General features: G+C 71.8%; 12 protein-coding genes. 6 read left to right on the plus strand and 6 right to left on the minus strand.

Annotation, left to right across the window (positions count from 1 at the left end; all coding sequences use genetic code 11):
* Positions 1–113 precede the first annotated feature (113 nt).
* On the plus strand, positions 114–743 hold the full coding sequence (locus AC3IYJ_RS37030) for a class I SAM-dependent methyltransferase (RefSeq protein ID WP_489398899.1): 630 nt from the start codon (positions 114–116) through the stop codon (positions 741–743).
* Positions 744–811: 68 nt separating this feature from the next.
* On the opposite strand, the gene AC3IYJ_RS37035 is transcribed toward AC3IYJ_RS37030, so the two are convergent.
* Both AC3IYJ_RS37035 and AC3IYJ_RS37040 read right to left on the minus strand, forming a co-directional pair.
* Complete coding sequence (locus AC3IYJ_RS37035; RefSeq protein WP_489398900.1) at positions 812–1,510, minus strand: restriction endonuclease; 699 nt, start codon at positions 1,508–1,510, stop codon at positions 812–814.
* A 233-nt stretch (positions 1,511–1,743) separates the two neighbouring features.
* Positions 1,744–2,856 carry an FAD-dependent monooxygenase gene (locus AC3IYJ_RS37040; RefSeq protein WP_489398901.1) on the minus strand — a complete coding sequence of 371 codons (1,113 nt, stop codon included), beginning with the start codon at positions 2,854–2,856 and terminating at the stop codon, positions 1,744–1,746.
* A gap of 166 nt (positions 2,857–3,022) precedes the next feature.
* On the opposite strand from AC3IYJ_RS37040, the gene AC3IYJ_RS37045 reads away from it, so the two are divergent.
* The 3 genes from AC3IYJ_RS37045 to AC3IYJ_RS37055 all read left to right on the plus strand — a co-directional run bounded on the left by AC3IYJ_RS37045 (position 3,023) and on the right by AC3IYJ_RS37055 (position 4,895).
* On the plus strand, positions 3,023–4,006 hold the full coding sequence (locus AC3IYJ_RS37045; RefSeq protein WP_489398902.1) for a TetR/AcrR family transcriptional regulator C-terminal domain-containing protein: 984 nt from the start codon (positions 3,023–3,025) through the stop codon (positions 4,004–4,006).
* An 86-nt stretch (positions 4,007–4,092) separates the two neighbouring features.
* Positions 4,093–4,677: a DUF2975 domain-containing protein gene (locus AC3IYJ_RS37050; RefSeq protein WP_489398903.1), complete on the plus strand. Its 585-nt coding sequence runs from the start codon at positions 4,093–4,095 to the stop codon at positions 4,675–4,677.
* The gene (locus AC3IYJ_RS37055; protein WP_489398904.1) at positions 4,677–4,895 is read left to right on the plus strand and encodes a helix-turn-helix domain-containing protein; all 219 of its coding nucleotides are present in this window, start codon (positions 4,677–4,679) and stop codon (positions 4,893–4,895) included. Before AC3IYJ_RS37050 ends, AC3IYJ_RS37055 begins: the two co-directional genes overlap by 1 nt.
* 130 nt (positions 4,896–5,025) lie before the next feature.
* Here AC3IYJ_RS37055 and AC3IYJ_RS37060 read toward each other — a convergent pair whose 3' ends face one another.
* Positions 5,026–6,411 (minus strand): S53 family peptidase, encoded by a 1,386-nt coding sequence (locus tag AC3IYJ_RS37060; protein WP_489398905.1) that lies wholly within the window; start codon positions 6,409–6,411, stop codon positions 5,026–5,028.
* A 251-nt stretch (positions 6,412–6,662) separates the two neighbouring features.
* A complete protein-coding gene (locus AC3IYJ_RS37065) occupies positions 6,663–7,598 on the minus strand; it encodes an AraC family transcriptional regulator (protein ID WP_489398906.1) in 936 nt (311 codons plus the stop codon).
* Positions 7,599–7,687: 89 nt separating this feature from the next.
* Here AC3IYJ_RS37065 and AC3IYJ_RS37070 point away from each other — a divergent pair, with 89 nt between their 5' ends.
* Positions 7,688–8,620, plus strand: a complete 933-nt coding sequence (locus AC3IYJ_RS37070; protein ID WP_489398907.1) for an NADP-dependent oxidoreductase — start codon at positions 7,688–7,690, stop codon at positions 8,618–8,620.
* A 123-nt stretch (positions 8,621–8,743) separates the two neighbouring features.
* On the opposite strand, the gene AC3IYJ_RS37075 is transcribed toward AC3IYJ_RS37070, so the two are convergent.
* Positions 8,744–10,141: an MFS transporter gene (locus AC3IYJ_RS37075; RefSeq protein WP_489398908.1), complete on the minus strand. Its 1,398-nt coding sequence runs from the start codon at positions 10,139–10,141 to the stop codon at positions 8,744–8,746.
* Positions 10,142–10,242: 101 nt separating this feature from the next.
* Between AC3IYJ_RS37075 and AC3IYJ_RS37080 the strand changes: the two genes are divergently transcribed.
* Complete coding sequence (locus AC3IYJ_RS37080) at positions 10,243–10,770, plus strand: winged helix-turn-helix transcriptional regulator (RefSeq protein ID WP_489398909.1); 528 nt, start codon at positions 10,243–10,245, stop codon at positions 10,768–10,770.
* Positions 10,771–10,792: 22 nt separating this feature from the next.
* Here AC3IYJ_RS37080 and AC3IYJ_RS37085 read toward each other — a convergent pair whose 3' ends face one another.
* Complete coding sequence (locus AC3IYJ_RS37085; protein WP_489398910.1) at positions 10,793–11,935, minus strand: cytochrome P450; 1,143 nt, start codon at positions 11,933–11,935, stop codon at positions 10,793–10,795.
* Positions 11,936–12,063: the final 128 nt, after the last annotated feature.

Consider the following 12,063-nt stretch of genomic DNA (forward strand, 5'->3'; position numbering starts at 1 on the left):
GTCCGCAGAGGACGCCGCCGCCTGACCGGGCGGGAACTCCCGGTCCCACCCGGCGTCGGGTCGATGCCGGGCCGGGGGACGGCGGCGAAGGCGCGGGTGTTAGCTTCCCTTCCGTGGCTGAGCATCAGGATGAGACCAGGGCGGCGTACGACGGGGTCGTCGAGCTGTACGCGTCGATGTTCGCGGACCGGCTGGAGACGCATCCGTTCTCGCGGGCCATGGTCACCACCTTCGCCGAGCTGGTCCGCGGGTCGGGCAACACGCGGGCGGCCGATGTCGGCTGCGGACCCGGACATCTGACGGCCATGCTGCACGACCTGGGCCTGGACGCCTTCGGGCTCGACCTCTCCCCGGCCATGGTCGAACACGCCAGGCGGGCCCATCCGGCGCTGCGGTTCGACGAGGCGCGGATGGAGGCACTGCCGGTCGAGGACGGCGCGCTCGGCGGCGTGCTGGCCCACTACTCGATGATCCACACCCCGCCCGGGGAGCTTCCCGCGCTCCTCGCCGAGCAGGCGCGCGTCCTGGCACCGGGGGGTCTCTTCCTGGTCTCGTTCTTCGGGACCGACGCAACCGAGCCCGTCCGCTTCGACCACAAGGTGACACCCGCCTACAGCTGGCCGGCGGACCGATTCGACGAGCTGCTGGCCGGTGCCGGGCTCGTCTCCTTCGCCCGCCTCCTCCACGACCCGGCCTCGGAGCGGGGCTTCCTCGACGCGCACCTCCTGGCCCGTCTCGCTTAGGCTGTCCCTTTCGGATCTTGTTGGGTCCGAGCCGCCCCATGCCGCACCTCGCCGCGCCGCGGACCGGCTCAGGGGCCGGTCTGTGGGCCGGCCGGAGGCAGCGCGCGCAGCAGGTCCCACAGCGGGCGGGACCCGCTGGCCCAGTCGGCCAGGACGTGGCGGTCGACCAGGTGGAGGTGCTGGGACTTCGCGAACTGCACCGCGTTGTACGTGATGCGGCCGTTGGTCAGCATGACGAGGACGTCGCCGTGGTGGATCTGCCTGCCGGTGCCGTTGAGGACGTGCAGGTCGGGGGTGCCGACGGGCTTGCCCGACCAGCCGTCCTTCCTGTGCTTGCACTGGATGACCCACCGGCGGCCGTAGGGGTCGGTGGCCGTGACGTCGGCGCCGTTGTCGCCGCGTCCGCCGACCTGGCGGGCGTCCGCGCAGCCGTCGCGGTGCATCAGATCCCGTACCGCGAACTCGAACGCCCGGTGATGGAGGACGTCGAGCTGTCCGAGCGCGTAGCGCAGACCGCCGGCCCGGATCCGGTCCCATCGGGCGGCCTCCCTGCGCCGCCACGCCCAGGCGCCGGCCCCGGCGCCCGCCACGAACAGCAGGGCCGCCACGGTCCAGGGACGGGCGGCCAGCCACCGCACCGCGGCGACCGTCAGGCTGAGTGCGAGCGTCACCGCGAGAGCGGTGAGGACCACCTGTTCACGACGCTGCTTCTTCCTCCGCCGGGGCCGACCGCCGGAGCGCCGGACCGGACGACGACGCCCGCTCACCACAACGCAACGTTGTTCGTCAGCAAGTGCCCAGCCCCCCCGCCAGAACCTCTACGGGGCAGCGGTCGCCAGCCCCTGGTTTCTTGTTTAGCCGGAGGCCGTCGATGCCGTGGCGGGATCGCCGGGAAATGGCGGCAATGCGACGCGCTGGCCGGATGACGCACCGGGCTCCGGGCTCCGGGCCCACGCCGCGGGTCCCGGACCGCCCCTCCCCGCGTACGCGGGGCGGCGGATCAGCTGTCCAGCGAGAGGGCGTTCTTGGCGTGCGCGACGGATTCCTCCGAGGCGGGTCCTCCGGGATTCTCGGTGGCCAGGGCCTGGTTGACGGTGACGAAGGGGCGCATCCGCCGCTCGTAGTGGGCGTACCCGGTGCGGTGGTCGCCGTGTGACCGGGCAAGGCAGTCGGCCAGCACATGGGCGCCCACGAGGGCCAGGCTGGTGCCCTGCCCCGAGAGGGGGGAAGGGCAGTAGCCGGCGTCTCCGAGCAGGGTCACCCGGCCCCGCGACCACTGGTCCATCCGGATCTGGGCCATGGCGTCGCAGTAGAAGTCGGGCGCCTTCCGGGCGGCCTCGGCCAGGCGGGTCCCTTCCCACCGCATCGACGCGAGCTTGTCCACGACGAGCTGCCGGAGGCCTCCGCCGTCGCGGAGGTCGTGGGGCAGGGGGGCGGATCCGAAGCCGAAGGCGATCCTGAGTTCGGTGTTGTCGCGTACGGGCATGATGCCGAAGCCCGCGTCGTCGCCGTCCCGCAGCCACATCTGCCAGTCGTCCAGGGCGAGGAAGTTGTCCGCGCTGAACACCGAGAGGTAGCTCCCCAGGTGGTGGGCGAACTGCTCCTCCGGACCGAAGGCCAGGCGCCGTACGGTTGAGTGGAGGCCGTCGGCCCCGACCACGAGGTCGAAGACCCGGGACGGCCCTTGCTCGAAGTCGACGCGTACGCCCGCCTCGTCCTCGTCGAGCGCGGTGATGCTGTCGCCGAAGAGGTACTCGACGTCGGCGCGCGTGTGCTCGTACACGATCCCTACCAGGTCCTCGCGCAGCAACTCGATGTCATCGCTGTCGAGCCGTCCGCTGCTGAAGGTCGCCTCGGTGGAGCGGTCGACTTCGCGGCCGTCGGGGTCGAGGATCGACATGCCGCGCATCCGGGTCCGTACGCTGCTCGCCTGCTCCAACAGGCCCATCCGCTCGACGACTTCGAGCGCGACACCGCGGATGTCCACGGCCTGGCCGCCGGGGCGCCGGCCGGGAGCGCGTTCGACGACGGTGGGCGCGAAGCCGTGGTGGTGCAGCCAGTAGGCGAGGACGGGCCCGGCGATTCCGCCGCCGGAGATGAGTACGGTCTGCATGAGAGGCTCCTTCGCTGACATGTACGGTGTACGCGCTGTGAACGTACGACGTACGCGCAGGCCCCACAACTGGCCAAATGTGCGAAGTGTACTAGAGCAGGCGCCCCTCTTTCGGTGTCGCCGCTGCTAGCCTCTGCGCTAGTACAGGAAGGGAAGGTGAGGGATTGTGACGAAGGCCACAGGCGCGGCGGCCGGTGCTCCGCCCTATCTGCGCATCGTCGCCGAGATCCGGCGGCGCATCGCGGACGGTGAACTCGCCCCCGGGGACCGGGTCCCCTCGACCCGGCGGATCGCCGGGGAATGGGGCGTCGCGCTCGCCACCGCCACCAAGGCCCTGACCACCCTGCGCATGGAGGGGCTTGTCGAGGCCCGGCCCCGGATCGGCACGGTCGTGGCCGGAGCCGCCGCCGCGCCCGCCGCGCCGGCCCGCAGGCGCCCGTCACCCGACACGGGCTCCGAGCAGGAGCTGAGCCTCGACCGGATCGTCCGTACCGCCATCGGGATCGCCGACGCCGAAGGGCTCCCCGCGCTCTCCATGCGCGGTGTCGCGGCCCGCCTCGGTGTTGCGGCGATGTCGACCTACCGGTACGTCCCGAGCAAGGAGGACCTCGTCCTGCACATGGCCGACGCCGCGTTCGGCGAGGAGTCCTACCGCGCGGACCCGCCCGAGGGCTGGCGTACCCGCATCGAGGTGGGTGCCCGGACCCTGTGGGGCCTGTATCGGAAGCATCCGTGGCTGGCCCAGCTCGGCACCCTCACGCGCCCGCTGCTCGTACCCAATCTGATGGTCCACGGCGAGTGGGTGCTGGGAGCCCTCGACAACCACGGACTCGACCCCACGACGCTGTTCGACATCCACGTCCTGCTCTACAGCCACGTCCAGGGCCTGGCGGTGCATCTGGAGATGGAGGCGCACGCCGAAGCCGCCACGGGCCAGTCGGAGGACCAGTGGATGGACAGCCGCGCCCCCGCCCTGCAGGAGCTGGTGGAATCCGGCCGCTTCCCGACCTTCGCCAAGGTGGTCGGGGCCTTCGAGGACGGCTACGACCTGCGCCTCGACGGACTCTTCGAATTCGGCCTCAAGGCACTCCTCGACGGCCTGACTCCGATCATTGAGGGCCGGGAGGGCGTCGGGCGGGCGGATGGGTGAGCACGCCCGGGACGATCAGGGGCTTGTCGATTATCGATATGGCCCCCTAGTCTCCTCCCTATCGATAGTCGATAGGGAGGGACGCGATGAACACACGACTCACGAGGACTCTGACCTCGGTGACCTTTGGACTGGCGGTGCTCTGCGGGTTCGCCTTCATCGGTACGGGGGTCTCGCACATGCTCGACGACGGGGCGGTCTGCGTGCAGTCGGGCTTCTGGGCGAACGCCTCACTGGGGGACGTCCTGCCCGTCGCCGAAGGCGTGAAGGCGTCCAGCAATGCCGTGCGCCTCTGCCAGGACAGCCCCTCCACCGCGCAGCGCGCCGCCGACCTCGGGATCGAGCTGCCGTGGCTGCTCTTCGGCTCTCTCGCGCTGCTGCTCTTCTCCCGGCTGCTCGAAGGCGTCCAGAAGCTCGGTCCGTTCACGGAGGAGGTCTCCCGGCGGCTCTCCGTCCTCGGCTGGTTCGTCGCCGTGGGTACGCCGCTGACCGGGCTGATCGTCGGCTGCTCACAGTCCTGGCTCGTCGACAGCATGGCGCCGGTCGCGGGTTGGGGGCCGATGGTCGCCGGGCCGCAAGCGCTCATCCTCGCCGGCCTCGCCGCGGTGATCATGGGTAGGATCATGCGCGAGGGCGTGCGCATGCGGGAGGACCTCGAAGGGACCATCTGATGTCCGACGAGGAACTCCACTCGATCCGGATCCACCTCGACCGGCTCCTCACCGAGCGCGGCATGACCCTGACCGAACTGTCGGCGCAGGTCGGCATCACCGTCGTCAACCTGTCCATTCTCAAGAACGGGCGGGCCAAGGCCATCCGCTTCTCGACCCTGTCGAGGATCTGCGACGTCCTCGGGTGCCAGCCGGGAGACCTCATCACCCACGACTGATGTCCTCTCGCCGCAGACCGGGCGCGCCCCGCACCACTGGTGCGGGGCGCGCCCGTAGGCGGGTGAGGGTCCGGGCCCGTGCTGATGGAGGGCGCCGCCCGTCGCAGGATCGGGCGGCGCCGCGGTGCCATCAGTAGGGGCGGCTCGCACGGACCAGGGCCGGTACGAAGCGGGCCGCGTCGATGGTGCCGATGCCGGTCGCCATGTCGTATCCGTTCACCGCGGTGTAGCCGGTGACGCCCGCATAGCTGTTGTTCGTGCCGTCGTTGACGTCCACGAGGCCGCTCGACGGCTTGTACCCGTCGTGCTTGTACAGGGAGTACAGGGCCTCGTTGAAGTTGCCGATCCGGCGGCCCGCGGCCTGGTCGGCGAGGGCGACGATGCCCGAGAACAGCGGGGTGGCCTCACTGGTGCCGCCCGAGACGTCCCAGCCGACGGCGGTCGGGTCGTAGCTGGAGTACACCCACGCCCCGCCGTTGACGGCGGCGGCCATCGAGATGTCCGGGGTGGCGCGCCGGTTCCCTACGACGCTGCGGACGCCGTTCTGGAAGCCGGGCCGCTCGAAGACGTGAGACTGGCCGCCACCGCCGGCTCCGTAGTCGTTGTAGACGCTCTCCGGACTGAGCCGCTTGCCCTGCTCGTCCAGGTGCAGCTGGGTGCCGCCGACCGAGGTGACCAACGGGTCGGACGAGGGCCAGGAGTTGACGGGCTGCGTGTAGTAACCGCTGCCGTCCGCCGTGTAGTCCGTGGCGCCGCCGTCACCGGACGCGGACAGCACGGTCACGTCGTGGGCGGCCGCCGCCTTGAACGCGTACCGCAGGTCCTTCAGGCTGGAGAAGTCGCCCTTGTCGAAGCCCGGGAAGGTGTTCTCCGTGGCGCCGAAGCTCTGCGAGATGACGTCGCCGACGCCGTGGTCGATCAGGAACTTCTCGGCGGACATCATCTCGGGGAAGCCGGTGACCCCCTCGGTCTCCGCGACCGCCGTCTCCACCAGCACGATCTTCGCGTCCGGGGCCATCGCGTGCGCCATCTCGACGTCGAGGGTCGACTCCCCGGCCCAGCCGTTCATGTCGGCGTTCTTCGGGTCCCACGCGGGTACCTTGCCCCACTTGACGACCTCGACCTTGCTGCTCTTTATGCCGTACTGCTTGCTGTACACATCCAGGTCGTGCTGGATCGTCGGCGAGCCGAACGAATCGACGATCACGATCGTCCGGCCCTTGCCGGTGATGCCGGCCTGGTAGAGCGGGTCGAGGTTGTACGCCTTGCGGTACTGCAGCGGGCCGTAGCAGGCGATCTGCCACTTCGCCTGGCACTCCGCCGTGGTCAGCGGACTGCCGGAGGTGTGGGCGAGGTGGTGCCCCTGGATCGCGGGCACCGGCCTGACCTGTCGGCCGACGGCGGGTGCGGCCGTGGCGGAACCGGTCAGGGGGGTGGCCACCAGCGCGGCGGCGGCAAGAGCGGTGGCTCCTGCCGTCGCGACCACGGCGCGGTACCGGGTGTGGTGCATGCGCATGACTGCTCCTTGTATGGAGTACGGGGCCGCGCGGGGGCGGCTGCCGCGATCACATCGGGAGGTCATGCCCAGGACAAGTTGGTTTGTCGGTTGATGCCGAATGCTTTGCGTGACCGGAGATTCCTTGACGGTTCCTGACCGAATGATGGGCGGAACGAGGTCCTCTTGGGGAGGTAATTCAGGAGCGCACCCCAAGACTCCGGGGCTCCAAGACCCGCAGGCGCCAAGGCACTCGGGTTCACCGCTGCGGATCAGCCCGTCCGCCTGTACGCGCCGGGCGCCATGCCGTGCGTGCGTTTGAACGCGTTGGCGAAGGCGAACTCGGATGTGTAGCCGACCTGTGTGGCGACGGATCTCAACGGTGCGTCCGTGGTCCGCAGCAGGCGGCCCGCCGTGGTCATCCGCCACCAGGTCAGGTAGCCGAGGGGCGGTTGGCCGACCAGCAGGGCGAAGCGTCTGGCGAAGGCCGCCCGGGAGAGCCCGGCTTCTGCGGCGAGTTCCGCCACGGTCCACGGGGCTGCCGGGTCCCGGTGGATGGCGTGGAGGGCGGCGGCGACCGGCGGGGAGTTCAGCGCGGCGGCCCATCCGGTGGTGGCGCGCCGGACCGGCTGTTCGTCGAACCAGATGCGCAGGATGTACAGCAACAGCGTGTCCAGGAGGGCGGGTACGACCGCGTCCGTGCCCAGGCGCGGGTTCTCCAGCTCGGCGGCCAGGAGGTCCACGGCAGAGCGGAGCTCGGGACGGCGGCCCGAGCGGGCCGGCAGGTGGACCACATCCGGAAGGGTCAGCAACAGCGGGTGCGCACGGGACGGGTCGAGCCGGTAGGCCCCGCACAGCACTGCGGTGACGGGACCGCCGTCTGCGTCCCGGTCGACGCTGTCCGAGGCGTAGGCGTCGTACGACTCGTGGTCGGTGAGGCCGCAGGCAGCGGCTGTCGCCAGGTTCTCGCGGCTGTCGGCCAGGGTGTGCCCGCTGCCGTGGGGCAGGAACACCACGTCGCCCGTGCCCAGTTGCAGGGGCTCCGCGTCCGGGGACAGGAGCCAGCAGGAACCCTGGAGGATCACCTGGAAGCCCGCCGACCCCGGGACGGAGGCGAACTCCTGGCCCCACGGGGCATGCCACCGCACGTGCGCCGACCGGGGCCGGCCGGTCCGCGTCACCGCGACCACCTCGCTGAGCAGGTCCATGCGGCGAGAGTACGGGTGCGAGACGTACGCGTATGAAGTGGGCAGTCCGGCGCATGGATCGTCTCCCTGCGCGGCCGTAGATTCGCGGCATGACGACGATGAAGACCGCGCGCATCCACGAGTACGGCGACGCCTCCGTGATCCGCTACGAAGATGTCCCGCGTCCACGGCCCGCCTCCGGCGAAGTGCTCGTCCGGGTGGCCGCGACCTCCTTCAACCCCACTGAGGCCGCCTTGCGCGCCGGGCTGCTGCAGGCGTTCTTCCCCGTGCCCATGCCCTACCGGCTCGGCTGGGACGTCGCCGGCACCGTGGTCGAAGTCGGCACGGGGGTGGAGGGTTTCGCCGTCGACGACGGGGTCATCGGGCGGCTCGACGGCGGGGGAGGGGCCGCCGAGTACGTTCGCGCGCCGGCTGCCCTGTTGGTCGCGGCGCCGGTTTCGGTCCCTCTCCCGCAGGCTGCGGCCCTTCCCGTGGCCGGACTGACGGCCTGGCAGGCGGTGTTCGAGCACGGGAAGGTGGCCGCCGGCCAGCGGGTACTGGTCAACGGCGCGGGTGGCGGCGTAGGAGGCTTCGTGACGCAGCTCGCGAAGCACGCCGGCGCGGAAGTGATCGCCACGGCCAGTTCTCGGAGCACCGGGGCCGTCCTGCGGCAAGGGGCGGACCGGGTGATCGACTACACCGCCGGTCCGGTGGGCGCCGGGCTCGGCGGTCAGGTGGACACCCTGCTCAACCTGGTGCCGCTGAGCCCGCGGGACGCGGCGGCTCTGGCGCCTCTGGTGCGGCGCGGCGGGAGGATCGTCTCCGTTGCGACCCCGATCGAGCCGGCTGCCGACGCCGGGGTGAGCGCGGTGCACATGGTCGCCCGCAACGATGTCGCACATCTTGCGGCGCTCGTGGAACTCATCGACGCGGCCGTGCTCACCCTCGACATCAGCGAGTCGCGTCCGCTTGCCGACCTGGCGGACGTCCACCGCCTCAGCGAAACCGGCCGGACCCGGGGCAAGGTCGTCATCATCCCTTGAGCCCGGAGGCCAGACCTTGGTATGCGGCCGCGCGCCCGATCGCCCCGGCCCTTCGGTGCTCCTTCGGGAGGTACGAGTACGAGTGCGAGTCCCGTACGTCCCTCGACGGACGGGACTCGCTTTTCAGGCGGCGCCGGCCTTCGCGGCGTCCTCGACGTCGGCCGCCCCGCTGGCGATCGGTCGCGGCTTGCGGGCGAGCGGGAGCGTCGCGCACGCGGCGAGCAGGGCTGCCGCGGCGACCGCGTACCAGCCGTGCTGGAACGCGGTGACAGCGTCTGCGGGGGCCGGGGTGCCGAGGATGCCGACCAGGATCGCGACGCCGAGCACCGCGCCGATCTGGCGGCCCATCGAGGTGATGGCCGAGCCGGTGGCGAAGCGGGCCGGCGGCAGGGCGGCCGCCGATGCCCCGGTCAGGACCGGGAGCGTCATGCCGACGCCGAGGCCGGTCAGCAGCATGCCGGGCAGCAGTGAGGCCGCGTAGGAGGAGTCGGTGTCGAGCGCCGCGGCCCACCACAGGATGCCGGCCGCGAACAGGACGGTTCCCGTCAGCGCGATGCGACCGGCACCGAACCTGGCGACGGCGGGCCCGATCCGCAACGCGACCGGCGGCACCAGCAGGGGGCCCGGCGCGATGGCGAGGCCGGTGAGCAGAGCCGAGTAGTCCCACACGCCCTGGCACCACAGCACCGAGCCGAGCAGCATTCCGGCGAACGCGACGGTGAACAGCGTCAGGGCGGCCGCGGCGGATGCGAACGCCGGAACCCGGAGCAGCGGCAGCTCGATGATCGGCACGGGGTGGCGGGCCGAGCGCAGGACGAACCAGATGCCGAGCAGCACCGCGGCAGCCAGGCCGCCGAGGGTGCCGGCGCTCGTCCAGCCCCAGTCGGGAGCCTTGACGAGACCGAGCGCGAGCGTGGCGATCGATCCGGTGAGAAGGGCGGCGCCGAACAGGTCGGGCAGCGGACTCTTCGCCGCCCCGGAGCGTCCGGGCGACGGCAGCACCTTGATGCCGAGCGCGATCGCCGCGATTCCCACCGGCACGTTGACGATGAACACCCAGCGCCATCCGGCCTCGACGAGGAGTCCGCCGGCCACCGGACCGAGTCCGGCGGCGATCCCGCCGATCGACGCCCAGGCCCGCACCGCCCCGGCGCGCTTCTCGGGCGCGGTCGTGTCGAGCAGCAGGGCGAGGGACGTCGGCATCAGCAGCGCGGCGCCGGCGGCCTGTACGAGCCGTGCGGCGACCAGCGTCCCGACGTCGGGGGCGAGTGCGCAGGCGACCGAGGCGAGGGTGAACACCGCCAGTCCGGTCAGGAAGACCGGCTTGTGGCCGGAGCGATCGGCGACGCGGCCGGCGACCACGAGGAGCGCCGCGAAGACGATCGCGTAGCCGTTGAGGACCCAGGAGAGGGAGCCGAGGCCGCTGCCGCCGTACGAGCTGCCGATCGCGGGGAGGGCCACGTTGACGATGAAGAGGTCGAGGTTCGACATGAAGACCGCGGCCGCGACCGTCGCGAACACGGCTCGGGACGCTCTTGGTGGGTTTGAAATTCCAACTGTCATGGGCCGGAGGCTAGCCGGGTGGGTTTGAAAACACAACGGACTCGGGGGATGATGGGGACGTGACCTCGAACGCGAAGCAGGGCGAGAACTTGGTTCCGCACCCCGAAGTACCCGGTCGGCCGTGCTCCGTGGCCGCCGCGCTGCAACTCGTAGGCGAACGCTGGGCCCTCCTGGCGATCCGCGAGATCTTCTACGGCAACCAGCGCTTCGACCAGATCGTCCGCAACACCGGCGCGCCCCGCGACCGCCTGGCCGCCAGGCTGCGCGCGCTGGAAGAGGCGGGCGTGGTCGAGCGCCGCGCCTACAGCGAGCGCCCGTTGCGCTTCGAGTACCACCTCACGGAGGCGGGCCGCGATCTCGCGCCGGTGATGCGCGCACTGCTGACCTGGGGCGATCGTTGGGCGGTGGATGCTCCGCCGGTCGCCTTCCTGCATCGGGGCGGGCCCGGCTCCGAACACGGCGCCGAGCACGACCTCGATCTGACATCGACGTGCCGGACCTGCGGCGAGGAGGTCCGGCCGGGAGGTCTCACGATCGACGTGCGGGTACCCGGATGGGACCGGTCCGGGCCGATCCAGGGTTCCTGAGCCCTGCAGTGCCGGTGGGGGATCAGGCGCCCGCGCGCAGCGCCAGACGGGCGTAGGCGGGTATGAGCACTCCGCGGGCCGGGCGCCGGTGGACGATGCGCAGGCCGGGGAAGCCCCGTAGCGCCCCGACCACCGCCCGGACCTCGGTCATCGCCAGCGGCATCCCCAGGCAGAAGTGCGGTCCCGCGCCGAACCACAGTCGGCGCAGCTCGGCGGGGTCCGCCCCGTCGGTGGCGCGGTGCGGGGCGAAGGGGCCGTACGCCCGTGTGCACAGCAGCGTGGCGATGACGACCCGCTCGCCGGCCTCCACGCGTACGCCCCCGATCCGCCCCGCCCGGGCGGCGCTGCGCAGCATCAAGGGCGTCGGCGAGGTCGCCCGCAGCGCTTCCTCGATCAGTGGGTCGGTGATCCGGTCCGGGCCCAGGCCGGAGTCGTGGGCCAGCGCGATCAGCCGGGGCACGAAGGAGACCAGGGTCTCGGTGCCGGTCAGCAGGAACACGACGACCGCGGCCCGCGCCTCCGCCTCGTCCAGCCCCAGCGCGCGCAGCCGCCCCGGCACCGTGGACTCGTCGCCGGCCCGGTACGCGGCCACCGCGGTGTCGCCCAGGCTCACCAATGCCTGTCCCGCCTCCCGTGCCTGGCGCCCTGTCAGCGAGGTGCGCCACAGCCGTACGCCCGCTACGACCGCGGCGGCGCCGGCGAAGTCCGCCTCCGTGTCCCGGAGCCCGACGAGCTCCCGGATCACCTCGGTGGCGCCGTCGCGCACGACCCGTACGAGGTCCACCTCCCCGCCCGCCGAGAGCCGCAGCTCCATCTCGGCCAGCGGGCCGCGCAGCACCCGTTCGCAGACGGCCGCCACGTGCCCCGGGGTGAACAGTCCGCCGAGCCGCCGGCGCAGGGCCGCGTGCTCCGGGCCCTCCATGTTGATCAGCGCCCGCGGGCCGAGTACCGGGGTCCACAGCCCGCCGGCCGCTCCCGGGCCGGTCTTCGTGTACCGCTCGGTGTCCAGGAGCACCTCCCGGGCGGTCCTGGCATCGCTCACCACCACCCCGATCCGGGGCACCCGCACCACGGGGCCGCGGGCCGCGACGGCTCGAAGCAGCCGGTACACCACCGGGTGCGCGGCCGTCTGGACCCGGTGTTCCCAGCGCTCCGACTCGTCCATCCGAGCAGGCTAGTGCCGCCGGTGGCCTGAAATAACCCACCGGTCAAGGGTCTTGGCCGGCTTGCCGCGCGGCGGATCCGGTCCGTGACCGGGGGCCGAGGGGCGGAGGGGCGGTCGGGGCGCTCCGT

The organism is Streptomyces sp. GL_140, from assembly GCF_057834465.1.

Excerpts from the sequence above, each read along its gene's own strand:
- AC3IYJ_RS37040 (WP_489398901.1), bottom strand. The coding sequence starts at position 2,856 with ATGCAGACCGTACTCATCTCCGGCGGCGGAATCGCCGGGCCCGTCCTC.
- AC3IYJ_RS37050 (WP_489398903.1), top strand. The coding sequence starts at position 4,093 with ATGAACACACGACTCACGAGGACTCTGACCTCGGTGACCTTTGGACTG.
- AC3IYJ_RS37055 (WP_489398904.1), top strand. The coding sequence starts at position 4,677 with ATGTCCGACGAGGAACTCCACTCGATCCGGATCCACCTCGACCGGCTC.
- AC3IYJ_RS37060 (WP_489398905.1), bottom strand. The coding sequence starts at position 6,411 with ATGCGCATGCACCACACCCGGTACCGCGCCGTGGTCGCGACGGCAGGA.
- AC3IYJ_RS37065 (WP_489398906.1), bottom strand. The coding sequence starts at position 7,598 with ATGGACCTGCTCAGCGAGGTGGTCGCGGTGACGCGGACCGGCCGGCCC.
- AC3IYJ_RS37070 (WP_489398907.1), top strand. The coding sequence starts at position 7,688 with ATGACGACGATGAAGACCGCGCGCATCCACGAGTACGGCGACGCCTCC.
- AC3IYJ_RS37085 (WP_489398910.1), bottom strand. The coding sequence starts at position 11,935 with ATGGACGAGTCGGAGCGCTGGGAACACCGGGTCCAGACGGCCGCGCAC.